27 protein-coding genes are annotated in these 24892 nt (G+C 71.5%); 14 read left to right on the top strand and 13 right to left on the bottom strand.

Annotated features, from left to right (window positions below):
• Positions 1-58: 58 nt before the first annotated feature.
• The 4 genes from QE370_RS17630 to QE370_RS17615 all read left to right on the top strand — a co-directional run bounded on the left by QE370_RS17630 (position 59) and on the right by QE370_RS17615 (position 3688).
• The gene (locus tag QE370_RS17630) at positions 59-724 is read left to right on the top strand and encodes a hypothetical protein (RefSeq protein WP_309635162.1); all 666 of its coding nucleotides are present in this window, start codon (positions 59-61) and stop codon (positions 722-724) included.
• Positions 721-1920, top strand: coding sequence for a hypothetical protein (locus QE370_RS17625; RefSeq protein WP_309635161.1), 1200 nt, complete (start codon positions 721-723; stop codon positions 1918-1920). Before QE370_RS17630 ends, QE370_RS17625 begins: the two co-directional genes overlap by 4 nt.
• A gap of 62 nt (positions 1921-1982) precedes the next feature.
• Positions 1983-3383, top strand: coding sequence for a wax ester/triacylglycerol synthase family O-acyltransferase (locus tag QE370_RS17620; protein WP_256475775.1), 1401 nt, complete (start codon positions 1983-1985; stop codon positions 3381-3383).
• Entirely contained in the window at positions 3380-3688 is a 309-nt protein-coding gene (locus QE370_RS17615; protein ID WP_309635160.1) for a hypothetical protein, read from the top strand. The genes QE370_RS17620 and QE370_RS17615 overlap by 4 nt, the downstream gene beginning before the upstream one ends.
• Before the next feature lie 83 nt (positions 3689-3771).
• Here QE370_RS17615 and QE370_RS17610 read toward each other — a convergent pair whose 3' ends face one another.
• The 8 genes from QE370_RS17610 to QE370_RS17575 form a co-directional block, all read right to left on the bottom strand.
• Positions 3772-4257, bottom strand: a complete 486-nt coding sequence (locus tag QE370_RS17610; protein WP_253027260.1) for a DUF2505 domain-containing protein — start codon at positions 4255-4257, stop codon at positions 3772-3774.
• Positions 4258-4281: 24 nt separating this feature from the next.
• On the bottom strand, positions 4282-5049 hold the full coding sequence (locus QE370_RS17605; protein WP_309635159.1) for a PspA/IM30 family protein: 768 nt from the start codon (positions 5047-5049) through the stop codon (positions 4282-4284).
• A 43-nt stretch (positions 5050-5092) separates the two neighbouring features.
• Positions 5093-6808, bottom strand: coding sequence for a TPM domain-containing protein (locus QE370_RS17600; protein ID WP_309635279.1), 1716 nt, complete (start codon positions 6806-6808; stop codon positions 5093-5095).
• A 62-nt stretch (positions 6809-6870) separates the two neighbouring features.
• Positions 6871-8085: a glycosyltransferase gene (locus QE370_RS17595; protein WP_309635158.1), complete on the bottom strand. Its 1215-nt coding sequence runs from the start codon at positions 8083-8085 to the stop codon at positions 6871-6873.
• Positions 8082-10274 carry a glycosyltransferase family 39 protein gene (locus tag QE370_RS17590; protein WP_309635157.1) on the bottom strand — a complete coding sequence of 731 codons (2193 nt, stop codon included), beginning with the start codon at positions 10272-10274 and terminating at the stop codon, positions 8082-8084. The genes QE370_RS17595 and QE370_RS17590 overlap by 4 nt, the downstream gene beginning before the upstream one ends.
• Positions 10275-10350: 76 nt before the next feature.
• Positions 10351-11784 (bottom strand): HAMP domain-containing sensor histidine kinase, encoded by a 1434-nt coding sequence (locus tag QE370_RS17585; protein ID WP_309635156.1) that lies wholly within the window; start codon positions 11782-11784, stop codon positions 10351-10353.
• Positions 11781-12503, bottom strand: a complete 723-nt coding sequence (locus tag QE370_RS17580) for a response regulator transcription factor (protein ID WP_309635155.1) — start codon at positions 12501-12503, stop codon at positions 11781-11783. The genes QE370_RS17585 and QE370_RS17580 overlap by 4 nt, the downstream gene beginning before the upstream one ends.
• Before the next feature lie 76 nt (positions 12504-12579).
• Complete coding sequence (locus QE370_RS17575) at positions 12580-13038, bottom strand: hypothetical protein (protein WP_309635154.1); 459 nt, start codon at positions 13036-13038, stop codon at positions 12580-12582.
• A gap of 445 nt (positions 13039-13483) precedes the next feature.
• On the opposite strand from QE370_RS17575, the gene QE370_RS17570 reads away from it, so the two are divergent.
• Complete coding sequence (locus QE370_RS17570; RefSeq protein WP_309635153.1) at positions 13484-13768, top strand: hypothetical protein; 285 nt, start codon at positions 13484-13486, stop codon at positions 13766-13768.
• Between the two features lie 10 nt (positions 13769-13778).
• Here the strand turns inward: QE370_RS17570 and QE370_RS17565 are convergent, their stop codons facing one another.
• From QE370_RS17565 to QE370_RS17545, 5 genes are all read right to left on the bottom strand, one after another.
• A complete protein-coding gene (locus QE370_RS17565; RefSeq protein ID WP_309635152.1) occupies positions 13779-14093 on the bottom strand; it encodes a hypothetical protein in 315 nt (104 codons plus the stop codon).
• 107 nt (positions 14094-14200) lie between these two features.
• Positions 14201-14833 carry a hypothetical protein gene (locus tag QE370_RS17560; RefSeq protein WP_309635151.1) on the bottom strand — a complete coding sequence of 211 codons (633 nt, stop codon included), beginning with the start codon at positions 14831-14833 and terminating at the stop codon, positions 14201-14203.
• Between the two features lie 271 nt (positions 14834-15104).
• Positions 15105-15704 carry a hypothetical protein gene (locus QE370_RS17555; RefSeq protein ID WP_309635150.1) on the bottom strand — a complete coding sequence of 200 codons (600 nt, stop codon included), beginning with the start codon at positions 15702-15704 and terminating at the stop codon, positions 15105-15107.
• A gap of 363 nt (positions 15705-16067) precedes the next feature.
• Complete coding sequence (locus QE370_RS17550; protein WP_309635149.1) at positions 16068-16499, bottom strand: hypothetical protein; 432 nt, start codon at positions 16497-16499, stop codon at positions 16068-16070.
• 543 nt (positions 16500-17042) lie between these two features.
• Entirely contained in the window at positions 17043-17297 is a 255-nt protein-coding gene (locus tag QE370_RS17545) for a hypothetical protein (protein ID WP_309635148.1), read from the bottom strand.
• Between the two features lie 376 nt (positions 17298-17673).
• Between QE370_RS17545 and QE370_RS17540 the strand changes: the two genes are divergently transcribed.
• From QE370_RS17540 to QE370_RS17500, 9 genes are all read left to right on the top strand, one after another.
• Positions 17674-18651, top strand: coding sequence for a hypothetical protein (locus tag QE370_RS17540; protein WP_309635147.1), 978 nt, complete (start codon positions 17674-17676; stop codon positions 18649-18651).
• A gap of 498 nt (positions 18652-19149) precedes the next feature.
• Positions 19150-20400, top strand: coding sequence for an ATPase, T2SS/T4P/T4SS family (locus QE370_RS17535; protein WP_309635146.1), 1251 nt, complete (start codon positions 19150-19152; stop codon positions 20398-20400).
• Positions 20388-21239: a type II secretion system F family protein gene (locus tag QE370_RS17530; RefSeq protein WP_309635145.1), complete on the top strand. Its 852-nt coding sequence runs from the start codon at positions 20388-20390 to the stop codon at positions 21237-21239. Before QE370_RS17535 ends, QE370_RS17530 begins: the two co-directional genes overlap by 13 nt.
• Entirely contained in the window at positions 21236-22147 is a 912-nt protein-coding gene (locus QE370_RS17525) for a type II secretion system F family protein (RefSeq protein ID WP_309635144.1), read from the top strand. Before QE370_RS17530 ends, QE370_RS17525 begins: the two co-directional genes overlap by 4 nt.
• 12 nt (positions 22148-22159) lie before the next feature.
• Positions 22160-22342, top strand: coding sequence for a hypothetical protein (locus QE370_RS17520; protein WP_286689669.1), 183 nt, complete (start codon positions 22160-22162; stop codon positions 22340-22342).
• The gene (locus QE370_RS17515) at positions 22342-22719 is read left to right on the top strand and encodes a pilus assembly protein (RefSeq protein ID WP_309635143.1); all 378 of its coding nucleotides are present in this window, start codon (positions 22342-22344) and stop codon (positions 22717-22719) included. The genes QE370_RS17520 and QE370_RS17515 overlap by 1 nt, the downstream gene beginning before the upstream one ends.
• Positions 22716-23138, top strand: coding sequence for a hypothetical protein (locus tag QE370_RS17510; protein ID WP_309635142.1), 423 nt, complete (start codon positions 22716-22718; stop codon positions 23136-23138). Before QE370_RS17515 ends, QE370_RS17510 begins: the two co-directional genes overlap by 4 nt.
• Positions 23135-23542 (top strand): pilus assembly protein TadG-related protein, encoded by a 408-nt coding sequence (locus QE370_RS17505; RefSeq protein WP_309635141.1) that lies wholly within the window; start codon positions 23135-23137, stop codon positions 23540-23542. Before QE370_RS17510 ends, QE370_RS17505 begins: the two co-directional genes overlap by 4 nt.
• A 305-nt stretch (positions 23543-23847) precedes the next feature.
• Positions 23848-24870, top strand: coding sequence for a ParA family protein (locus QE370_RS17500; protein WP_309635140.1), 1023 nt, complete (start codon positions 23848-23850; stop codon positions 24868-24870).
• Positions 24871-24892 lie beyond the last annotated feature (22 nt).

Here is a 24892-nt window from a genome sequence, read left to right as displayed (position 1 = left end):
GCCATCGCAGTAGAAACGGGCCATGCTGATCGGGCGGGGGCCACGGCGAGGTGGCGACGTGAGCAGGACCGGAGCGGTACCGGCGGGGGCGTCGGGAGGGCCCGCCGCGCGGCTGAGGCAGCAGCCCTGGACGGACCCGCGGCTGGTCCTCGGGGTGCTGCTCGTGCTCGGCGCGACGGTGCTCGGCGCGTCCGTGGTCGCCGCCGCCGACGACACCCAGCCGTACTGGGCGCTGAGCCGTGACGTGGAGGCGGGCGACCCGGTCCGGCGCGGCGACCTGGTCGAGACCCGCGCCCGGGTCGACGGCGACGCGGCCGGCGCCCTGCTGCGCACCGACCAGGCGCTCCCGGGCCGGCTCGAGACGCTGCAGTGGTCGCGGGCCGGTGCCGAGGGTGCCCTCGTCGGCCGGGCCGACCTGGTCGCCGACGGCGCGACGGCCACCGCCGAGCTGCCGCTGTCCGTCGCGCTCGGAGCCGCGCCCGACGACCTGCGTGCGGGGGAGCGGGTCGACGTCTGGGTCGGTCCGTCGCCCGACGCCGACCCCGGCGCGACCGACTCCGGTCCGGCGCGGCTGCTGCTCGAGGGCGTGCCCGTCGTGCGGGCCGGGGCCGTCGGGGCGTCCGGCGGCGCGCGGACCGTGCTCGTCGACGTCGGACCCGACCTCGACGGTGCGACGCTGGCCCGACTGACGTCCGGCCACGTGACGATCGTGCGGCGCTCGTGACCCCCTCCCCGACGCGACGCGTCGTGCTGGCGGCCGCGGGCGCGGGCTGGGAGGCGGCGGTGGTACGCGCCGTCGAGGCTGCGCCTGACCTGCAGCTCGTCCGTCGCTGCGTCGACGTCGCGGAGCTCATCGCCGTGGCGCAGACGGGCGACGTCGCCGTGGCCGCGGTCGACCTGTCGGTGCCGGGGCTCGACGTCGAGGCCGTGCGCGCCGTCCGCGCCGCGGGCGTGCGGGTCGTCGGGCTCGGCCCTGCCGACCGTGCGTCCGCCCTGGGCGCCGACGCCGTGGGCGCGAGCGACGACGTGGTCTCGGCGCTGCGGACGGTCCGGCTGCGCCCCGACGACGGACCCGTCGCGGACGAGCCGCCGGACCGGACGGGCGTCGCGACGGAGCCGCCGCGCGGTGGACTGGTCGTGGCCGTGTGGGGGCCGCAGGGCGCGCCCGGGCGCAGCACCGTCGCCCTCGCGCTGGCCGACGCGATGGCGCGCGCCGGTCGGCGCTGCGTGCTCGTCGACGCCGACACCAGCGGCGGTGCCCAGGCTCAGCAGCTCGGGCTGCTCGACGAGGTGTCGGGCCTGATGGCGGCTTGCCGGGTGGCGAACCAGGGCCACGACGAGCAGGTCGAGGACCACCTGCAGGTCGTCCGCGACGGCCTCGCCGTGCTCACCGGGCTGCCCCGCCCCGACATGTGGGTGCACGTGCGGGCGGCGCCCCTCGAGCGCGTGCTGCGACGCCTGGCCGACACGCACGACGCCGTCGTCGTCGACGTCGCCGCGTGCCTGGAGGCGCCCGACGGTCCGGGAGGTGGTCGCGACCAGGCCACCGTCACCGCGCTGCAGGTCGCCGACGTCGTCGTCGTGGTGGGCCGGGCCGACCCCGTCGGACTGACGCGTCTGGTCCGGGGGCTGCACGACCTGCGCGACGTGGTGCCGGACGAGCCGGTGGTGGTGCTCAACCAGGTGCGTGACTCGATCGGGTGGAGCGTGGAGCAGCTGGCCTCGACGGTCCACCGGCTCGCCGGTGTCCGACCGCTCGTCGCGCTGCCCCAGGACGGGCCCACGGTCGACACCGCCGCGCTGCGCGGAGCGACCCTCACGGAGGTCGACCCGAGGTCGGCGTTGGCGGCCTCCGCCCAGACGCTCGCGACGCTGGTGACCCGCGTCCGTCCCGTGACGCTCGCCGCACCCACGACGTGAACCACGCCGCACGCCGGACGTCGATACCGGTGGTAGGTTCGTCGGGATCTGCGAGGAGTGAGATGCAGCGCCTGAGTCCTCTGGACGCGATGTTCCTGAACCTGGACAGCCCGGACGTGCCCCGCCAGATCGCCTCGCTGGCGATCCTGGAGCCCGGCGGCTCGCTCACCTACGACCGACTCATCGGCGTCATCAACGAACGACTCGACATCGTCCCGCGGTACCGCCAGGTGCCGCGGAAGGTCCCGGGCGCGCTCGGCACGCCCCTGTGGACCGACGACGAGGACTTCGACATCTCCCTGCACGTCCGCCGCTCCGCGCTGCCCCGCCCGGGCACGCGCGACGCGCTGCACGAGCTGGTCGGTCGGCTCGTGGCCCGTCGCCTCGACCTCGACCGCCCGCTCTGGGAGCTCTACCTCATCGAGGGCCTGGAGGACGGCAGCCAGGCGCTGCTGTTCAAGGCGCACCAGGCGCTCGTCGACGGCTCGGAGACGATCGACCTCGCGCAGGTGCTGCTGGAGGAGACCGACCGGGTCCGCGACATCCCGCACGAGGACTGGAACCCGCACCCGCGGCCTGGTCCGCTCGGCGTCGTCGCCGCCACGCTCGAGCGCAACGTGCGCCACCCGGGCGAGGCGCTGCGGATCGCCGAGATGAACGTCGGACGCGTCGCGCGGCACCTGCCGGTCATCGGTGCGGGCGCGCCGTCGCAGCGCGGCGTCCTCTCCGGCACGCTGTCGCGCCACCGACGGTTCACGACCGTCTCGACCTGCCTCGACGAGTACCGACGGGTGCGCGACCAGCACGGCGGCACCGTCAACGACGTCGTGCTCGCCGTCATCACGGGCGGCATCCGCGGCTGGATGCTGACCCGCGCCGAGCCGGTCACGGCCAAGACGAGCTTCCGCGCCATGGTGCCGATGTCGGTCGCCGCCGACGACGGGCTCCCGACGTCGCTCGGCTCGAAGGTGCGCGGACACCTGCTCTCGCTGCCGGTCGGCGAGACCAACCCCGTCGTGCGCCTGCACCAGGTGTCGTACGCCCTGAAGGACCACCGTGAGACCGGGTCGGCCGTCGCCGCCAACCAGCTGGCCAGCCTGCCCGGCTTCGCCACGTCGACGTTCCACGCTGTGGGCGCCCGCGTCGCCGCGACCGAGACGTCGCGCGGGCACCACCTGACGATCACCAACGTGCCCGGCCCGCAGGAGCCCGTCTACATGGCGGGGGAGCAGGTGGCCGAGGTGTACCCGGCCATCCCGCTCATCGACCAGCGTGTGGTGTCCATCGGTGTCACGTCCTACCACGGGGGCGTGTTCTTCGGGATCGTCGCCGACCGCGAGGCCGTGCCCGACGTCGACGTCCTGGGGCAGTGCATCGAGGAGGCGCTCGAGGAGCTGGTCGAGACCGTCGGACCGCGGCGGGGTCGGGCCCCGCGTGGCCGGCAGAAGCCGAGGAAGGCATGAGCGTGCGGGTGTGGGTCGGGGTCGACGCCGAGCGGCTGCGCGCCCTGCGCGACGGCAGCCCGCTCGACGGCGAGGTCGTCGCGGCGGAGTCCGACGACGAGCAGCACGAGCTCGAGGCGCTGGAGGCCGCGGCGGAGGACGGTCCGGTCGTCGTCGTGGCCGAGGTGGCGCAGGCGGCCGACGGGTCGACCGCCGACGTGACCCTGGCCGACGTCGAGGCCCTGCACGTGGACGCTGACGGCAGCGGCAACCTCGCCTGGTACGCCCCGCAGGAGCTCGAGGCAGTCCTCGGCCTGCTGGGCTGAGCCGCGCACCACGCAGCAGGGCCCCCGACCGGAACGGTCGGGGGCCCTCGTGCGCGGACCGCGGGCGGGGCGGTCCTGCCGGGTCAGAGGCGGGTCTTGCCCAGCTCGACCTCGTGCTTGAGCGAGCCCTTGATCGCCTTGGCGACCTCGGGCTCGATCTTCTTGCCGATGAACGGGATCTTCACCGTCACGTCACCGGCGACGGTGAACGAGGTGCCACCACCCTTGGCCTCCAGGACGGCCGTGCCCAGCATCTCGGCAGGCTGGCCGATGATGCTGACCTTCACGTCGGCCTTGCGGCTGCCGTCGGACTCCGGCTTGCTCCACTTCTCGGTCTGCTTGACCTTGACGGTGTCGCCGGTGAGCTTCTTGACGAAGTCGGGCATCTCGGCGGGCTGGGTGCGCACGATCGTGATCGTCACGGCCCCGCCGGACTCGGTGACGTCGACGTCGATGTCGCTCGCGCCGGCGTCCTCGGCAGCCTCGGTGCGGAAGGCCTCGCTGGAGATGAGGCCGAACACGGCCTCGACGTCGGCGTCGCCGTAGGAGTGGGTCTCGTTGATCTTCATGGCGTCATCCTTGCAGTTCTGCGCTCAGGAGGCGGGCTGTTCGGGGGCGGACTCGACCTGCGGCGCCGACGACGTGCCGAGCTGGCCCTTGAGCTCCGCGAGGCGTGCCTCGATCTCGAGCTGGGTCGTGTCGGCCTCCAGCTCCTCGAACTGCGCGTCGAGGCTCGAGGCCTGCAGCTCGGCGTGGCCGGCGACGCGAGCCTCCTCGCGCCGCACCTTCTCCTCGAAGCGGGACAGCTCGCTCGTGGGGTCGAGGACGTTGATCGAGCCGACCGCCTCCTGCACCTGGGCCTGCGCAGCGGCCGTCTTCTGGCGCGCGACGAGCTGGTCGCGACGGGTCTTGAGGTCGTCGAGCCGGCTGCGCATCGTCACGAGCCCGGTCTTGAGCTTCTCGACCGTCTCGTTCTGCTGGGCGATCGCGGGGGCGCCCGTCTTGGCCTCGTTCTCGAAGCCGATCTGCTTGCCGAGCGCGACCTTCGCGAGCTGGTCGAAACGGTCGGCCTCCGACGGCTGGCCGGCGGCCCGCAGGGCGTCGGCCTTCTGCGACGCGGCGATCGCCTTCGCGCCCCACTCCTTGGCGGCGGCGACGTCCTCGGCGTGGTCGGCCTCGGCGAGTCGCAGGTTGCCGATCGTCTGGGCCACGGCGTCCTCGGCCTCGGCGATGCTGTTGGTGTAGTCGCGGACCAGCTGGTCCAGCATCTTCTCGGGGTCCTCGGCCTTGTCCAGCATCGCGTTCACGTTCGCGCGGGTCAGCTGGGCGATGCGACCGAGGATCGACTGCTTCTGGGCCATGGTGCTCTCTCTTCCGGTGGGACGTGCGGGGTGGTGTCGGGAGTCAGAACCGTCCGCCGCCGCTGCGACGGGTCCGTCTGCTGCTGGGACGTGGACTGCTGGTGCGGCGGCTGCCGACGCGGCTGCTCGAGCGGGTCGTGCGGCCGGAGCGTCGGACGCGGCCACGGCTGCCCGAGCCCAGGGCGAGGCCGCCGAGGATCCCGCCGAGGGAGAGGTCGTCGCTCGGTGCCGACGAGGCGCGCCAGGCGGCCACGTCGGCCTCGGCGCTCGTCTGCGCCTCCTTGACGAGCCCGGCGGCGCGCTCCAGCGTCCGCGTCGCCTCGTCGGGGTCGGTGTGGAAGGCCTGCCGCCCGGCGTCGCGCAGCCGACCGGCCTCCGAGAGCCGCGTGCGGGCGGTGCTGCCGACGGCGCCGCGGTGCGTCTCGACGTAGGTGGACACGGCGGAGACCGTGGCCGTCACCTGGGCGAGCAGGTCGTCGGTGGCGTCGGCGGCGCGCGCGAGGTCGTCGCGAGCCGTGTCGACCGCGTCGAGCAGGGCGACGGCCTGGCCGGTGGCCTCCTCCGCGGTGCGCAGCCGCACGGCCGCGGTCGCGTGGTCGGAGCCGCCGAACGCGGCGCGGGCCTGGCTGAGCTGCTCGGTGGCGCTCCGGATGAGCGACTCCGCCCGGGTGACGTTGCTGGAGACGGCGGCGAGCGCGCTGCCCGCGTGCTCGGACTGGAGGGTCCGGAGGGTCTCGGCGGTGGGAGCCAGCCGCGCGACGACGGCGTCGAGACGCTGCTGCAGCGTCTCGGCCACCTCGGGCGCGCGGGTCTGCAGGTCGCGCAGTGCGTCGAGGCGCTCGACCTGGGCGTCGAGCGCGTCGTCGACGGTGTCGCAGAGGTGCAGCACCCGTGACAGCAGCACGCGACGCTCGGCGTCGGTCTCGGGCTCGGCGTCGTCGAGACGCTGGCGCAGCGTGAACGCCTCGCGCAACGTGGCCCGGCCCTCCTCGACCGTCCGCCGGAAGTCGGCTGCGGCGGCGTCGCCGAACTGGGCCTCGGCGAAGCCGACCTCCTGGTCGGCGCTCTGCAGTGCGTCGTCGACCACCACGAGCGCCTCCGCCACTGCGGCCTCGAGCTCGTCGTCGTCGAGGATCGCCGCCGGGTCGACCGGCTGGCCGTGCTCGTCGACCACCGGGTGGGTGTGGTCGAAGCGTCGGCGTGAGCGGTGGACCCCGTACGCCGCGCCGGCGGCCACGACGGCCGTGCCGCCGACGATCCAGCCCCATGGGATGCCGGTGTCACGATCGACCTCGGTGAGTCCGCGGGCGGCGCCGGTGGCGGCTCCGGCCCAGTCGTCCTGCCGCAGGGCGGGGAGGATGTACTCGCGGTCGACCTTCTCCAGGTCGGCGTCGGAGAGCTCGTCGCTGTCGGCGTCGTAGCCGTAGGACCGCGACTCCAGCGCCACCGCCAGCAGCACGTCGGTGCGGCCAAGGCCCGACCGCTCGGCGGCGCGCGTCGCCCACTCGGCACCCGTCAGCCCGTCGAAGGTCCGGACGTACACGACGAACAGCTGACGTCCGGTGTCGCGGTAGTAGCGGTCGAGCGCGGCCTGGACCTCTGCACGGTCGTCGCCGAGGGCGTCGGCGCGGTCGGTGATCTGGCCGTTGACGTCGACCGGCTCCTCCGCCGCGGCCGGCCCGACCCCGACGATCCCGACCACCCCGAGGGCGAGCAGGGCCGAGGTCACGGCCAGGGCACGGCGGACGGGGCGCGGCATCACACGTCGATCCTTGCGGATCGTTGGTTGCGGGACAACCGCGCACGACCGGGCGTGTCGGCTCACCCGGCCCGGGCCGCACCCCGGCGGAACATCCACCCCCGCATGAGCAGGAACCGCCCGACGGTGACCAGCAGGTTCGCCGCGGTGAGCACGACCACCTCGAGCCCGCGGTGCTGCGTGCCGGCCACCTCGTGCAGCAGGCCGAGGGCGCCGCTCGTCACCACGATCCCTGCCCCGAGCACCACGAGGCCCTGCAGCTGGTTGACGGCGGCGCCGCCCGGACCGCGGACGCCGAACGTGAAGCGTCGGTTCGCGGCGGTGTTCGCGACCGTCGTGAGCAGCAGGGCCGCCACGTTGGCGCCCTGCGCGCCGAGGGGTCCGCGCAGCCCGAGGTAGAGCAGCGCGTAGGCCAGGGTCGAGAGCACGCCGACGACCGCGAACCCGGCCAGCTGGGCGGAGAGCCCGCCGGCCGCACCCTGCCGCGAGACGCGGCCGAGCTCCGCGGCGACCTCGCCCACCGGCACACGGCCGCGCACGAGCGACCAGCCGAGCCGCGCCATGCCGCGCAGGTCGTCGAGCGCGGTGCGGAGCACGTCGACACTGCTGTCGGGGTCGTCGACCCAGTCGACCGGCACCTCGTGGATGCGCAGCCCCGACCGCTCCGCGACCACGAGCAGCTCGGTGTCGAAGAACCAGGCGTCGTCGTGCACGAGGGGGAGGAGCCGGTCGGCGACGTCGCGACGGATCGCCTTGAAGCCGCACTGCGCGTCGCTGAACCGGGCTCGCATCGCACCGCGCAGCAGGTAGTTGTACCCGCGCGAGACGATCTCGCGCCGCGGTCCGCGCACCGTGCGCGAGGTCCGGGCGAGCCGGCTGCCGATGGCCAGGTCGGAGTGACCGGTGAGCAGGGGCGCCACGAGCGGCAGCAGCGCGTTCAGGTCGGTCGATAGGTCGACGTCCATGTAGACGAGGACGTCGGCGTCCGAGCTCGACCACGCCGCCTTGAGCGCGCGACCCCGCCCCTTCTCCTGCAGGTGCACGACCCGGACGGTGGGGTGGACGGCGGCGAGCTCGTCGGCGAGCTCGCCGGTGCCGTCGGTGCTGGCGTTGTCGGCCACCGTCACCGTCGAGACGAGGGGCAGGCCCTCCAGGTGCGCGACGACCGCCTCGACGGAGGCCACGAGGCTGCGTTCCTCGTTGAACACCGGGATGACGACGTCGAGGGTGCCGAGGCGCCGCGCCGGCGACACGACCGGCTCGAGCACGGCGCTCACTGGACACCTCCGGAGAGGTCGTAGAGCGTGGTGCCGTCGACGGTCTGTGCGGTGAACGTCGCCTCGACCCACTCCTGGATCTCGGTGCTCGTGCTGCCGCTGGCACTCGGTCCGCCCCGTCCGCCGCCCCCACCGGCGATGAACCAGTGGATCTCGCCGTCGGCGACGAGCTGCTTGAACTCGCTCAGGGTGGGCGAGGGGTCGGAGCCGTTGAACCCGCCGATCGCCATGACGGGCTTCTCGGTGGACAGCTGGAAGCCGGCGGCGCTGTTGGAGCCCACGGCGGCGGCAACCCAGGTGTAGGAGTCGGCGTCCTGCGTGAGCAGCGCGTCGACCTCGGCCGACGAGGTCGAGCCCTCGAGCAGGCCACCGGCGCCCGCTCCGCCCGTCTGGCCGTTCTGACCGGTGCCGTTCTGTCCGGTGCCGGTCCGGCCCTGGGGCGAGCCCTGTCCCTGGGGCTGGCCCTGACCCTGGCCCTGGGCGGGTCCGGGACCCTGGGGGAAGCCCTGGCCCTGGGGCGCGCCCTGGGGCGCGTTCTGCTGGCCGGTCGCGCCAGGACGACCACCGGGGAAGCCGCCCGGGGGACGGCCGCCGCCGAAGCCGCCCGGCCCGCCACGACCGGTGTCGGGCCCGGCGGTGGGGATCGAGCCGGTGTGCGGCGAGGCGGCGGTGTCGACCGCGTAGACGGCAGGGCCGGCGAGCATGGTCACCACCGCGGCGCCGGCCAGGCCGAGGCCGAGGTGTCGTGCGGCGCGGTAGGGGAGTCGACGCCGGACGACCGGCAGCGCGAGGAGAGCACCGGTGACGAGCACGCCCGCGACCGCGACGGTCGGCGCGAGCCACGGCAGGAACCCGTCGGCACGTCGCAGCAGGACGACCGCCATGGCCGTGGTCGCGAGGAGCACGGCCGCCGCGCCGACGATCGCGACCAGCTCGGTGCGGTGACGCCAGAGCAGGTGGCCGCCGATGCCGATGACCGCGCCGATCGCGGGAGCCAGCGCCACCGTGTAGTAGGCGTGGAAGATGCCGGCCATGAGGCTGAACGTCAGGCCCGTGACCAGGAGCCACAGGCCCCAGACGACCAGCCCGGCGGTGTGCGGGGCGGAGCGCCAGCCCCGGCCGGAGCGCACCGCGAACCACAGGCCGAGACCGAGCAGGAGCAGGGCCGCAGGGAGCAGCCAGGCGATCTGACCACCGATCTCGGCGTCGAACAGCCGCGTGAGGCCGGTCTCGCCCCACATGCCACCACCGGCGCCGCCGCCGCCACCGCCGACGGAGCCGACCTCGTTGCCGTTCAGTCGTCCGAGGCCGTTGTAGCCGAGCGTCAGCTCGAGGATCGAGTTGTTCTGCGAGCCGCCGATCCAGGGTCGGCTCGAGGCGGGCCACAGCTCGACGGCGAGCACCCACCAGCCGCCCGCGACGACCATCGACGCGAACGCGACGAGCAGGTGCCCGACACGACGCCAGAGCGGCACGGTGGCCGCGAGCAGGTAGACGCCACCGAGCGCCGGCAGGACGAGGAAGGCCTGCAGCATCTTCGTCAGGAAGCCGAACCCGACGAGGGCGCCTGCGAGCACGAGCCAGCGCACCGCGCGGGCGGGGTCCTCGAGAGCGCGCAGCGTCGCGGCCGTCGCGCCCACGAGGAGGAGCACGAGCAGGGCGTCGGGGTTGTTGAACCGGAACATCAGCGTCGCGACCGGGGTGAGGGCGAGGACGAGCCCGGCGGCGATCCCGGCCCAGGCGTTGCCGGTGGTCCGGCGCACCGTCCCGTGCAGCAGCCACACCGTCGCGACGCCCATGAGCGCCTGGGGCACGAGGATGCTCCACGACGACAGGCCGAAGAGACGCACCGACAGCGCCATCACCCACAGCGACATCGGCGTCTTGTCGACGGTGATCGAGCTGGCAGCGTCGGAGGAGGCGAAGAACATGGCCTTCCACGACGCGGAGCCGGCCTGCGCGGCGGCCGAGTAGAACGAGTTCGCCCAGCCGGAGGCGCCGAGGCCCCACAGGTAGAGCGCGGCTGTTCCTGCGAGCAGGAGCAGCAGGGCGGGGCGGGCCGCGGGATGGTCCTCGGGGCGTCCGCGCCAGAGGCGGGCGAGGGGCCGGGTGGCGGTGTCGCGCTGGGTCGGGGCGTGAGGTGGCTCGGCGGGTCGTGAGGCCGCGCGGAGCGTCGTCGTCGGGTGCATGACGTCGATGCTCGACGGCTCCGCTGGGGCGCTCGTCTCGTCGCGCTGTGCGTCGTCTGTGAGTGGGCGGCGGGGCTCAGGCGCGGGGCAGCGAGATGCGGAACGTCGTGCTGCCGGGGCGGCTCTCGACCTCGACCCGGCCGCCGTGGGCCTCGGCGATCGCCCGCACGAGCGACGTCCCGAGACCGGCGCCTCCGGACGCCCGGGTCCGCGAGGTGTCGCCGCGCGTGAACCGCTCGAACACCACGGGCAGCAGGTCGGGGGAGAGGCCGGGACCGTCGTCGTGCACCTCGACCCGCACGGTGGAGTCGTCGACGTCGATCCGCGCGGTCACCTCGGTGCCGGGCGGGGTGTGCCGGGTGGCGTTGCGCAGCAGGTTCGTGACGGCCTGGTGCAGCCGCATCGCGTCGCCCGGCACCTCCACGGCGACGTCGGGCAGGGCGAGCCGCCAGCGTCGCTCGCGGTCGACGACCTGCGCGTCGGCGACGGCCTCGGCGACGAGCCGGCTCACGTCGACGGGCTCCCGCTCCAGCGGTCGTCCGGCGTCGAGGCGGGCGAGCAGCAGCATGTCGTCGACGAGGGTCGACATCCGCTGGGCCTCTTCCTCCACCTTGGCGAGCTGGTCGGTGCCGGTGCGTCGGCCGAGCTCGGCGTAGCCGCGGATGGTGGCGAGGGGGGTGCGCAGCTCGTGCGACGCGTCGGCGAGGAACTGGCGCACCTGCTGCTCGCTCTCGTGCCGCGCGTCCAGCGCGCCCTCGACGTGCCCGAGCAGCCGGTTGAGCGCCTCGCCGACCTGACCGACCTCCGTGCCGGGGTCGGTGAGCGCGTCGGGCACCCGGGCGGTGCGGCCGACCTCGCCGGAGTCGAGGGGGAGGGCCGAGACCTCGTGCGCCGTGGCGGCGACGTCGCGCAGCGGGCGCAGCTGGCGGCGCACGAGGGCAGCCCCGACGGCCGCGGCGACGGCGGCGCCGACGACGGTGAGCAGCACCTCCCACCACAGCAGCTGCGTGAGGGTCTGGTCGACGTCGTCGGTGGGCAGGCCCTGCACGACGACGGTGCCGTCGGGGGTGGTGGTGGCGGCGACGCGCACCGACCCGAGGCCGGGGAGGTCGATGGTGCGGGGCGTCTCGTCGGCGTCGACGCTGCCGAGGCGCTGCAGCGCGGTGGTGGAGAGGCCGCGCAGGCTCCCGCTCGACGTGATCTGCACGCCGCTGGCGCAGTCGGAGGTGTAGACGGCGGTGAGGCTGCCGGCGGCCTGGCCGAGCGGTGGTCGGGGACGCTCGCCGCACACGACGTCGACGCGTCCGCCCGGCCCGCTCGGACCGCCTCCGGGCCCGAGCGGGTTGCCGCGCGCCTCGGTGCTGGCCCGGTCCATGGCCTGCGCGAGCTGGGCGTCGAGGCGGTCGGTGAGCGAGCTGCGCATGAGCAGCGTCGCGGCCGCGGCGACCAGCAGGCTCGCGGTGGCCACGAGCACGACGACGGTGAGGACGAGCCGGCGGGTGAGGCTCATGCGGTCTCGGCGGGCTTGAGCACGTAGCCGGCGCCGCGCTTGGTGTGGATCATCGGCTCGCGGCCGGCGTCGATCTTCTTGCGCAGGTAGGAGATGTAGAGCTCGACGACGTTGGCCTGGCCGCCGAAGTCGTAGTTCCACACTCGGTCGAGGATCTGCGCCTTGCTGAGCACGCGGCGCTGGTTGCGCATGAGGTAGCGCAGCAGCTCGAACTCGGTCGCGGTGAGCTCGATGGAGGTGCCGGCGCGGGTGACGTCGCGGCTGTCCTCGTCGAGGGTGAGGTCGCCGACGGTGACGACGTGGTCGGAGCGCTGCTCGAGCACGCCGGTGCGGCGCACGAGGGCGCGGACGCGGGCGACGACCTCCTCGAGGCTGAACGGCTTGGTCACGTAGTCGTCGCCGCCGGCGGTGAGCCCGGCGACGCGGTCCTCGACGGCGTCGCGGGCGGTGAGGAACAGCACGGGGACGCGGTCGTCGTGCTGACGGACGCGGCGCAGGACCTCGAGGCCGTCGACGTCGGGCAGCATCCAGTCGAGGACGATCACGTCGGGGCCGTGCTCGCGGGCGGTCGCGACGGCGTCGCGTCCGGTGGCGGCGGTGCGCACGTCCCAGCCCTCGTAGCGCAGGGCCATCATGAGCAGCTCGGCGATGTTGGGCTCGTCGTCGACGACGAGGACGCGAAGGGGCGTGCCGTCGGCGCGGGTGAGGGGCGCGGTCATGGGTCCAGTGTGGACGGACTGTCCGTCGCCTGTCCGTGCGGAACCTGTGCGGTTCCTGTGAGCGGGCTGCGGAGGGTCAGGCGGCGCCGAGGTCGGCGGCGATGCTGCTCTCGAGCGCGCGGACGCGGGCGCGGGTGGCGTCGGCGAGGCGCGTGGTGCGCTGGGCCTCGGCCAGGTCTCCCACAGAGACGAGGTGCTGCACGAGCGGCTCGAGGTCGTCGAGGTGGACGCCGTCGACGAGGCTGGTGACCTCGATCAGCTCCGAGAGGAGGGCGTGGAGCAGGAGGTGGGCGTCGAGGTCGCCGTCGGCGGGGTGCGCGCCGATGACGAGGCGCAGCTGCTGGCCGAGCGAGAACGCGACGTCGGGCGTGAGCGCGCAGTCCTCGACGGCTGCCGCGACGAGCGTGAGCACGTCGGCGAGTCCCTCGCGCGGGGCAAGGGTGGCGGCCTCGCTGAGGAGGCTGCGCAGGTAGGCGTGCGGAACGAGGGCGTCGTCGTCGAACGACGGCTGCACCACGCGGGTGGTCGTCACCATGTCTTCCACTTCTCCCCACTCCCAGAGGACATGTTCCCGGTTTGCACGTTCGCGCGCCCTAGCTCGAACGGATCATTTCCGCAGTCCCACGTCCACTCTACGTGACCGATCACACGCTTGACCAGCCCGTGCCGGGGTGCAGTGCAGGGGGTACTCGAGCGGCCGACGACGCGCTTCCGACCCGGTGGACGCACGATTCTGCGTTCGCGCGCTGGGCCCCGAAGGGCTCTGCGTCCGGGTCGGGATCCCGTCGCGGACGCAGCATCGTTCGGCCCTCGGCGCGAGAACGCAGCGTCGTTCGGAAGACGGCTCACGGCAGGCGCGACCGTCCGTCCGTCCGTCCGTCCCACTTGTCCACAGTTTCGGCGGGCGGCCCCTTCACAGATCGCGCTGTTCTTGTCATGGTCCTGGTCATCGACACGACTTCTCGGGGGACAGGTCAGTGGTGGATCCGGTACAGGCGACGCTCGCGGAGCGGGTGCGTGAGCAGGTGCGACGTCGGCGGCTCGACCCGCAGACGGACGCTGATGCGGTGCGTGAGGTGGCGCACGACGTGGTGGCCGAGCACGAGCGGCGTTCGTTGACGGGTGCGGTGCGGTCGCTGGAGGAGCCGGACCGGGTGGTCGGCGGGATCGTGGCCGACGTCGCCGGGCTCGGACCGCTGCAGCCGTTCCTGGACGACCCGACGGTCGAGGAGCTGTGGATCAACGAGCCAGGTCTAGTTGGCTAGAGGGTTCTTCTTAGTGCTCAGTGAAAGGCGGCAGTGCTAGTAGGGGGTCCTCGTCGGGGGTGGCGTCTTGCGTGATCAGGAACGTCCCTGTGGAAGACACGACGACCGCGCGCAATCTGTCGTCGACCTCTATTGCAAGGCTTCCACCATTCTTCAGAAAGTTCACCATCCGGGCGACGGAGTCCTGTCCCCAGGTGCCGGCCTCATCCTGCCACCGAATCACGTTGAAGGATTCGAGCCCCTGACGAGCTTCAGCGGGGCTGACGTGTGCTTCCCGCAAGACGATCTGCCCCTGCGCATCCTGCAAGTGGATATAGGTAGACATGCCCGAAGCATGCCCCATCAGCCGAGCCGGTTCGCGTTGGAGGCGGCGCAAAGCAGACGATGATGGCCCCGTTCGAAGTCGACCGGGGCCACCACCGCCCTAGCCGATCAGGCCGCGTCCTTCTTGGGCTGAGCCGACGGCATCTTGCTGACGATGTGCTCGTCACCACTCCACATCACCTTGATCGCGCTGGATGCCGACGTGTCGATCCAGCTCGTCCTGCTCGCCGTGACACGGAGCGAGACGTCCGGGGAGGTCGGCGCCTCCCAGCCCGCGGCGCGGTAGACGGCGAGCACGTGGTTCACGTCCACCTCCTGGATGCCCATCATCTCGGTGAGGTAGTAACACGCGAGCAGGTTGCGCTCGTGCTGGTTGCGCGGAGCCTTCTCGGCGACGAACTCGGCCAGCGTGGGCTTACCGCTGGGGGCGAAGTTGAGCCCCTTGGTCGGGCTGAACGTCTTCTTCGCCGACTTGCCCGCGCGGCGGCGACGCCCCTTGGACTCGTCGCTGTCGGACGGTCCCTCCGCCTCCGAGGGCGTAGCGGGCTGGATGCTGCGGAGCACCGGAGCCACGTCGGCCCCGATCGCCGAGACCAGCGCGTCGAAGGCGCTCTTCTGCACGTCCTCGCTGTCGAAGGCGTTCACGACCTCGGCGATGCGCGGCATCTCGAACAACAGGCGCTCGTACGGGTCGTTCTCGTTGGTGTTGGTGCTGTCGTGCTCGGTGGTGATGGAGGACATGTGTCCCCTCCTGTTTCTTCTGGGTTGGGGGTGCCCAGAGGAAGCGGAGATCCTGCGCCTGCGTCAACCGGGGCTTGATCGCCCGAGCCGTACGAGTAGAGTCTGATGTGTCGACCAAGACAACGTCAGTCCCCGGCAGGAGCCCCGCTTCTTCCGGGGTCTTGCGTCTATAGGAGTCTGCTCAGCGTAGAACTGGCAACAGACACGTATGAGTCTGTCGTGCACAGGCACAGGGTGAGCCTCGGATGGTGGTCATCGGTCGTCCTCTCTGCTAGTCGGTGATCAGCTCGTCAACCAGCCCGGCGAAGGACTGGATGCCGGGACCGCGAGCACGGATCTTTCGGTTGGCTCCGGTTCCGCTCACGACGAACCCGTCCAGCTTCGACACGTGGCTCGAGAAGTTGCCCTGGTCGTACACCTTGAGTCGGGCGCACTCCCTGCGAACCACGTCCAAGTCGGTGGCGTCCTCGTCTAGACCGAAGCCACGTACGATCGTCAAGATCTTGGCGACGGCGCGCGTCCGCTCCGCGTTGGTCTTGCCGAGCTTGATGCCGGCGATGTCGATCCGCGGGCCGTCCTCGTCCAGGTGGACGAGGAGCTCGAGCTTGTCTCGATCCGCGTCGGTCTGGGACACCACGCGGTCGTACATCTGAGCCTCGGAAACCCCAAAGTCGGCCTCGCCCTCCCGCGCTGTCTCAGACGCCGACACGGGTCGTGGCGCACCCGTTGCGGCTGCGCGCGGGGCTACCGTGGACTGCGGAGCGAGGAAACGGATCGCCTCGCGGAATGCCACCAGGCGGTACTCCTCCGGCACGCCGGACTCAGTCACTGCCTCGTGAGCCTTCCGCAGCAGATCGCTGATCTCGTTCATGGGGACATCTCCTTCTGTTTGCCCCGATCGTAGGCTCCCTTGATATTGATAGTCAAGGGGGCCTTCAGTTCGTTGTCCCTGGATTGTTGCCGGACTCAAGGCCCGGTGATCGTGGTGCCGTTTTTAAGCCGCGATTGCAGGGCTGCAAGGAAAGGGTATCTCGATCGTGTTGGTAGCCGACTCAAGGGCGAGGTTCAGTACCGCCCTTGTCTGGCGCTTAGTGAGAGCCCTCGGCGCTGCAATTCCAGCACTAAATCTTAAGTCATCGAGCGAGTTGCACTACTGGAACTTCCCGTCCATCCCCTTGCTTGGGGTCTGCGCTCATGGGAGTACGATGCGGCGCGCCTGGTGAAGGTCCCGCCCTCAGTGGCGGAACCCGCAGACCTCAGCTCCCGGTCTGGTCAGAGAATGTCCAGCGCTTCCCGGATGTGCCGCGGAGTGCGGCTCCGCGCTCGCTCGGCCAGCTCCAGCGTTCGCGGGGGGCGCGGGGCAGGGATCCTCCACCTCCCGCGAGGTGGGCTGCTCGATTTCAGCCGGAAGAAGTGGCTGGTCGGCAGCGGGCGCGTCGAGCTCGGGCTGCTCGGGCAGCAACGCCTGCTCGTCTTGGAGTAAGTCGGTGAACAGCTTCTCGATCGGATCCTGTTCGATCGGCAGCACCTTGTGCACCTGAGCCGCGGCGAGCCCGGCGCGGTCCAGGAGGTCTTGGGCGATCTTGACTCGCTCACGCGCATCGACCTGCGGATCGCTCATCATCTCGACGAGCTGACGGGCGGCGTCGTCAGCCGTGAACTGCACCCGCTCTGCTGCACGACGAACTACCTGGGGTGAGGTGCCGCCGTGGTGGCCGCAGACGACTCAACCGTCCACGGCCAGACGGCGACACTGCGTGCCGGTGCTCTTGTGCGTGCCCACGCAGCGGAGGATGTGGGCGGGTGCGTGGTTGGCCAACCAATCCTCCGAGTGGGTCACTGACCGGCTGTAGGTCATCGCCAGACCAACGCATTCCCGCACGACGTGTCCAGGGTCCGGCGGCAGTGGCCGCAGCACGCCAGCCCGGACGCGGACTCGCCGCAGGGCACCCAGAGCCGGTGCTCCGCGCGTGCCCCGCCGCAGCGGTCGCACGAGCCAGCCCGCGTGTGCTGGTCTCCGACCATCGCCTCGATGAGGGGGCAGCGGGTCGCGCTTGCCGCACGTCCGCAGGTACGGCTGGTCCGCTCCTGCCGGCCCACGGTTGCTGAGCGAGTTCAGCACGGCGGCTTCGGCGCGCTGGTCGTTGAGCACGAGCGTGCCGGCTCGCCCAGGCGACGAGGTCGTGGCTGTCCTCCATGATCGTGCTCATCAGAACACCGGGACCGTGTAGGAGCCAGTCGTCACCTTCATCACGGCGGGGGCTCCGCGATGCCGGACGCCCGCGCCCACGCCGTGGATGCGATACGAGTCCTGGAGCGGGTACTCGGCGTTGTCGCCGCGGACCATCTGAAGTCCCTGACGGCGGGCGTGCTCACGCAGCGCGACGTGGTTGCGGTCGGAGTTGTGGCCGTCGTTGGCGAGGGCGGCGAGGTAGCCCAGCGGCATGAGGTAGGACTCTCGCAATGAGGGCTCGTCCGTACTGGCCCAGCACCTTGAGCCCCGCGTACGAGCCGACTCGGCGCTCGCCGACCAGCGTCTCGGTCGAGAGAAAGGGCGGAGCCGCGACGGTCGGAATGAAATCGAACTTGGCGCCGCCGATTCTGGCGGCGCGCCACGCGACGGGGGTCCCGCCCTCGCTCGAATCGAACGCCCGTGCATGATGCACATGCCCTGGCGGTGGGTACTTCCCCTGCGGCCGGGTGATCGCGCACGACGATGTTCCCGACCGGCGCCTCGATCGGCTTGTCGTCCGCCGGCCGATTTCTAGAGCTGCGGTCGATCCGACTTGTGTTCCGGGTGTGCAAACATCGGTGTCCCAACACCTGTACGGAGGCGCGCGATGGGGATCTTTCAGCCGCTGATCGAGGAGCTCGACCAGACCATGTCCTGGTCGCGTGTTTTCGAGAATTTCAGCGATGCGGGGAGGGCGGACGCTCAGAGACTGTGGGCCCAGATCCGCGAGCTCCTGGTTGAGGGAGAAGAGCTCGGCGACGAGAACCTTCCCACCTCGGCGTTCGACGCAATCCAGAACGCTGACTTCCACGTCGTCTTCGACCGTGCCATCGAGTCCTCCATCGGGTCCCGGCGGAATTCACGCCGTGACTGGGTCGACGTTCGACAGGACCTCGTCCGGTTGCGCGACACTCTCATACAGAACGTCCGCCCCTACGTCAGGATTGATTCCAGCCGTAGAACGGCGTCCGCCGATGCTCAGATTGAGGAGCTGGTCGATCTTGCCCAGCAATATGAAGCGAGGCTTCAAGAGCTCGCGTCGCAGCAGGCGGCACTCGCCTCGAAGAACGTCGAGGCTGCGGCTGGCGACCTTTCGCCGGAGTACAAGGCGCAAGCGACCACCCACCGAGAGGCAGCGAAGCGGTGGCTCGTCGCCAGCCTCTTCACTGCAGGCGTCTTCGCCGCGGGCACCGTATGGTCGTTCTTCCTCGACCCGCCCGCCTACACCGCGGATGCGAGTGCTGAGCAGTGGCTGCGCTTCGTTCGCGGTGCCTCCGGTCGAGTGGTGCTGCTCTCGCTCGCTGCGGTTGCGTTGGCTTTCTGCCTCCGCAACTACCGCGTGAACCAGCACCTTACGGTTTTGAACTCACGGAGCGTCAACGCCCTTGAGACGTTCCGGCTCCTGTCAGGCGCCGTCACAACAGACGATGCCCGAAACCTCGTGGTGGGTGAGCTCGTGCGGGCCGTCTTCAGTGGCGAGGACACCGGATTCCTCGCCGGGCAGGGCGATCGGACCGTGATAGAGGCACCTGGCGGCGCCGCGATGCTCGCAGCGCTCACTCGCGGCGGCGGGCAGCCCGGTTAGCTAGAGGGCGGCATCGAACAGCAAAATCGGACTGTCCGGCCGTCGCTCGATTCTGGGTAGGGGGCTTGGTTTCCCTCTCCGTGTTGACCTCGGGCCGGCATCTCTGGATGCTCGGTCTCGCTTCCACGGAACGCGTCTACGACCAGGTTGTCGGCGTTGCATCGGAGCCGTCCCGAACACGCGAAGTCGATCGCGTCGGATCGGCGGCGCGACGGGAAGAACAAGGGGCGATAAGAGCACGGGCGCAACGCAACCTTCGGGACGTCGTGGTTCGCAGGACAGGTTGCGACTCGTGGCATCTTCGATGTCTTGGCGGTGGCAGCGGTCTTGAGCACTTGTGCCGATCCCGGCGAACGAGTGCCGAACCGGACGGCGGCTCCGTCGTTCCGTCCGTCCGTCCCACTTGTCCACAGTTTCGGCGGGCGGCCCCTTCACAGATCGCGCTGTTCTTGTCATGGTCCTGGGCATCGACACGACTTCTCGGGGGACAGGTCAGTGGTGGATCCGGTGCAGGCGACGCTCGCGGAGCGGGTGCGCGAGCAGGTGCGACGTCGGCGGCTCGACCCGCAGACGGACGCCGACGCGGTGCGCGAGGTGGCGCACGAGGTGGTGGCCGAGCACGAGCGCCGTTCGTTGACGGGTGCTGTGCGGTCGCTGGAGGAGCCCGACCGGGTGGTCGGCGGGATCGTGGCCGACGTCGCCGGGCTTGGTCCGTTGCAGCCGTTCCTGGACGACCCGACGGTCGAGGAGGTGTGGATCAACGAGCCCGACCGGGTGTTCGTCGCGCGGGAGGGCCGGCACGAGCTGACGTCGGTCATCCTCACGGCCACGCAGGTGCGTGAGCTGGTGGAGCGGATGCTGTCGTCGTCGGGGCGCCGGCTCGACGTGTCGCAGCCGTTCGTCGACGCGATGCTGCCCGGTGGGCACCGGCTGCACGTGGTGCTCGACGGGATCGCGCGCGGGTTCAGCGCGGTCAACGTGCGCAAGTTCGTGGCGCGGGCGCACTCGTTGGACGACCTCGTCGAGCTCGGCACGATCGACGCCGCCGTCGCGCGGTTCCTGCGGGCGAGCGTCGTGGCAGGGCTGAACGTCGTGGTCTCCGGCGGCACCCAGGCGGGGAAGACGACGCTGCTGAACTGCCTGGCCGCGGCGATCCCCGGGTCGCAGCGGCTGATCACCGTGGAGGAGGTGTTCGAGCTGCAGTGCGGGCGCCACCCCGACTGGGTCGCGCTGCAGTGCCGGCAAGCCGGCCTCGAAGGCACCGGCGAGGTGACGCTGCGGATGCTGGTGAAGGAGGCGCTGCGCATGCGGCCGAGCCGCGTGGTCGTGGGCGAGGTGCGCTCGGCCGAGGCGCTCGACATGCTGCTCGCCCTCAACGCGGGCCTGCCGGGCATGGCCAGCGTCCACGCCAGCTCCGCGCGGCAGGCACTCACGAAGCTGTGCACGTTGCCGCTGCTCGCCGGGGCGAACATCACCAGCGACTTCGTCGTTCCGACCGTCGCGACGTCAATCGACCTGGTCGTCCACACCGCGCTCGGTGTCGACGGTCGCCGCGCGGTCCAGGAGGTCACGGCGGTCAGCGGACGGGTCGAGAACGGGCACATCGAGTCCGAGACGGTGTTCGTGCGCGACGGTGCCGTGCTGCGTCGTGGTCACGGGCGACCCGCGCGGACCGAGGCGTTCGCGCGCGTCGGCATCGACCTCGACGCGGTGCTCGCCGCCGACGGAGACGCACCGTGGCCACGCTGACCGGGTTGTGCGCCGGGGCCGGTGTCGCGCTGCTGGTGTGGTGGGCGCTCGCTCCGCTGCCGCAGCGCCGGACGCCGGGCCGGCGTCGGGTTCGCGAGCTGCTCGACCGTGCCGGCCTGTCCGACGTGGAGCCTGCTGCGTTGCTCGCCCTGTGCGTCGGGTCGTTCGTCGTCGCTGGCCTGGTGATGACGGCGGTGTCGGGGGTGCTGGTCATCGGTCTCGTCCTGGGGACGCTCGCGGCGCTGCTGCCCGTGGCGACGCTGCGGGGACGCGCCCGTCGCCGGGCCCGCGAGCACGCCGACCTGTGGCCCGACGCCGTCGACAACCTCGCGTCGGCCGTGCGGGCGGGGCTGTCGCTCCCCGAGGCGGTCGTGCAGCTGGGGGAGCGGGGGCCCGAGGGTCTGCGCGAGCCGTTCGCGCGGTTCGGCCGCGACTACCAGTCGACGGGGCGCTTCGACGTCGCGCTCGACCGGTTGAAGCAGCGTCTGGCCGACCCCACCGGCGACCGCGTCGTGGAGGCGTTGCGGATCGCTCGCGACGTCGGCGGCGGCGACCTCGGCCGCATGCTGCGCGCGTTGTCCGGCTTCCTGCGCGAGGAGGGTCGGACGCGCGGCGAGCTGGAGGCGCGCCAGTCGTGGACGGTCAACGCAGCCCGCCTGGCCGTCGCCGCCCCGTGGGTGGTGCTGGCCCCGATGAGCCTGCAGCCGGAGGTCGTCGCGCGGTACGCGACAGGCGCGGGCGCGCTCGTCCTGGTGGGCGGCGCGGTGGTGTGCGTCGTGGCCTACCGGCTCATGCTGTGGCTCGGTCGGCTGTCGGAGGAACGGCGGGTGCTGGCATGACGGCGACGCTGCTGGGGGCGGCGGCGGGCGCCGCGGGGGCGGTCGGGGTGCTGCTGGTCGTCGTCGCCTGGTGGCAGGTCCGGCGTCCGACGCCGGCGATGCGGGTCGACCCGTACCTGAGCGACCTCGTGCCCGCTCGGACGCGGGCGTCGAGCACGGTCGGTGCGGTCTACGGTCCGTGGCTGCGTGGCGCGGCGGAGCTCGTCGGGCGCCTGACGGGCGGTACGGCGAGCGTCGAGCGCCGGCTGGTGCGGCTCGGCTCGCCCTACGGCGTCGACGCCTTCCGCGTGCAGCAGCTGACGTGGGGTGCGGCGGGCTTCGCGGCAGCCGCGGCCCTGGCGGTGCTGGTGTGGAGCACGTCGGGTGGTTCGCCGGTCGTGCTGCTGATCCTGTGCGGTGTGGGGTTAGTGGGCGGGGTGCTGGGGCGCGACTCGGCGCTCAGTTCGCAAGTGAACCGCCGCGAGGAGCGGCTCGCGGAGGAGTTCCCCGCCGTCGCCGACCTGCTCGCGCTGGCGGTCGCCGCGGGGGAGAGTCCCGTCGCCGGGCTTGACCGCGTGCTGCGCGTCCTGCGGGGTGCGCTGGCCGACGAGCTCGGCCAGGTCCTCGCCGACGTTCGCACCGGCCACACCGTGCCGGCCGCGTTCGACGCGTTGGCATCGCGGACCGGGGTCCCGAGCATCGCGCGCTTCGCCGAGGGTCTTGCCGTGGCCGTCGACCGTGGCACCCCGCTCGTCGAGGTGCTGCACGCGCAGGCCGCCGACGTGCGGGAGTCCGCCCGCCGCGAGCTGATGGAGTCCGGTGGCCGCAAGGAGATCCTCATGATGATCCCCGTCGTCTTCCTCGTCCTGCCCGTCACGGTCGTCTTCGCGTTCTACCCGGGCCTCGTCGGCCTGCGTCTGTCGAGCTGAAGGAGTGGTGTCATGTCGTCCCTGACCCTGCGGCTGAGGTCGCGTCTGCTGGAGCCTCCGCACGACGAACGGGGTGACGTTCCGGGCTGGGTGATGATCACCGTCATGTCCGCCGGGCTCGTCGCGGTGCTCACGGCGGTCGCCGGCCCGGAGCTCACGGCCATGCTGCGTGACGCGTTGAGCTCGGTGCGCTGATGCGCCGCGAGCGCGGTTCGGCGGTGGTCGACTTCGTGCTCGCCATGGTGCTGCTGGTCCCCCTGGTGCTGGGGATCGTGCAGCTCGGGCTGGTGCTGCACGTGCGCAACACGCTGACCGCGGCCGCGTCGGACGGAGCGAGGGCGGGCGCGCCGCTGGGGGCGACGCCCGAGGACGCGGAGGCGCGGGCGCGGCGGATGATCACCGACTCGCTCTCGGCCCGGTACGCGCGGTCGGTGAGCGCGACGCGGACGTCGCTCGACGGTGCGCCGGCGGTCGTCGTGCGGGTGCGGGCCAGGGTGCCGGCGTTGGGTGTCCTGGGGCCGGGGGTGGCGCTCGATGTGCGCGGGCGGGCGCTGGTGCAGGTGGAGCCGTGAGGGACGAGCGGGGGTCGGCTCCGGTGGAGCTGGTGTGGCTGACGATCTTGCTGCTGGTGCCGTTCGTCTACGTGATGCTCGCGGTGTTCGACGCGCAGCGGGCGGCGTACGCGGTGTCGTCGGCGAGCAAGGCGGCGGCGCGGGCGTACGTGCAGGCGCCCGACACGGTGACGGCGGCCCAGCGCGCACAGCGTGCAGCAGCCGTGGCGTTGGGCGACCAGAGGGTCCAGGCCGACGTGGAGGTGGTGTGCCTGCCGACGCCGTCGTCGTGCCTGCAGCCGGGTTCGTCGGTGCGGGTGTCGGTGAGCACGGTGCAGCCGTTGCCGCTGACGCCGTCGGTGCTGGGGGACCAGGTCGGTGGGGTCGCGGTCGACTCCTCGCACGTCGAGCCGTACGGGTCGTTCCGGGAGGGCCGATGACGCGCGCGGACGAGCGGGGCAGCGTGACGGTGATGACGATCGGGTTCCTGGTGCTGGTCGCCCTGCTTCTGGCGGTGGTCGTAAATGCGACGACGGCCTACCTGCAGCGTCAGGAAATCGCGAACCTGGCCGACGGCGCGGCGTTGGCCGCGGCCGACGGTCTCGACGAGGCCGCCTTCTACGCCGACCAGCGCGTCGAGCTCGACGCAGCGTCGGCGCGTGCGCTGGTTGGGGACTACCTGGCAGGGGAAGAGGTGTCAGCGGTGCAGGTAGGCGTCGTGGACGGGACGGTCACGGTGCGCCTGGAGCGCTTTGTCTCGCTTCCGCTCACCCCACCCGGCTGGCCTGCCCGCACACGCGTGTCGGCGGAGGCGTCGTCGCAGCTGCGCGAACCTGCGGGCTAACGAGCAGCGGCTTCGAGGTCTCGCGCCTGTATGAATCTCGCCGCGATTCCAGAGGTCGGCGTCAGGAGGCGTGGCCGTACTCGGTCCGTTGCAGGTCTTCCCGGACGACCCGATCCGAAGCGGCGTGTCTCTGCCGTCGAGACGGGCGCGGCGCTGGCGCCACGTGCAGGTTTGGCGCGTGCTGGACTGCGTCACGGCTTACCTGCTGCGACTTTTGTCGAGGAGACGGCCTTCAGTCCTGTACGTCCTGTATGCTGTCCAATGTGGACATCGGGAGGTACCCAAAGTCCGCGGAGGAGCCTACGATGTCCCTGGTCTACGGGTTCTGGAACAACAAGGGTGGTACCGGCAAGACCACGCTGGTGTTTCAGAGCATTGCGTTTTATGCGCATCAGAACCCCAGCAAGAAGATCCTCGCGATCGACGTCTGCCCGCAAGCGAACCTCTCCGAGTTGCTCCTGGGCGGTCTCACGAACGGAGGCAGTACCGTCCTGCTCCAGCGGCAGGGCGAGATTCCTCGACGCACGATCGGCGGGTACTTCGAGCGCCGATTGCCGTCGCCCTACGCGATGCCGTCGGTGACGCCGAGCGACTACGTTTGCACGCCTCACGACTACAACCCCTCGGTGCCGTCCAACGTCGACCTGATCGCGGGCGACCCGCTGCTCGAGCTGCAGAGCAACGCCATCTCGACGCTGTCGAACACGCAGCTGCCGGGGCTCAACGCATGGCTTTCGGTCATCGACTGGTTGCGCGACCTCATCGAGCTCGTGAAGGACGACTACGACACGATCTTCATCGACTCCAACCCGTCCTTCTCCATGTACACGCAGGTCGCGCTGGCGTGCACTGACCGCCTGGTTCTCCCGGTCATGGCGGATGATTCCTCCCGGCGCGCCATTCAGAATGCGTTCTCTTTGGTATACGGGTTGAAGTTGCCGTCCGAGATTTACGCCACTTACGCGTTCGCAACTCGACTGCGCGAGGCCGGACGCGGCCTGCCGAAAGTGCACATGATTGTGAAGAATCGCCTGACCCAGTACATGGGCCCCGCGTCGGCGTACAGCGCCGTGCTGCGGTCGATCGATGCCGACGTGGAGACGCTCATGGGGGACCACCCCGAGATGTTCACGTTCTCCGACCTGGACGACGGGATTGCTCACGTTCGCGACTTCCAGACGACGGGCGTTGTCGCGCACGCACGCGGGTGCCCCTTCTACGAGCAGAAGCCGGGCCGGCTCGACGTGATGGGCCAGCGCATCAGGGTTGATGCCGACTACCTCAAGAACTGCGTCGAGGCGATGGAGGCGATGGTGAGCCGCTTGTAGTGACGGTGTCGGCCACCTGGGC

Source organism: Aeromicrobium sp. SORGH_AS_0981 (assembly GCF_031453195.1).
GTDB lineage: Bacteria > Actinomycetota > Actinomycetes > Propionibacteriales > Nocardioidaceae > Aeromicrobium.
Note: the sequence above shows the minus strand (reverse complement) of the source record. Positions and strands in the feature narration are given on the sequence as shown.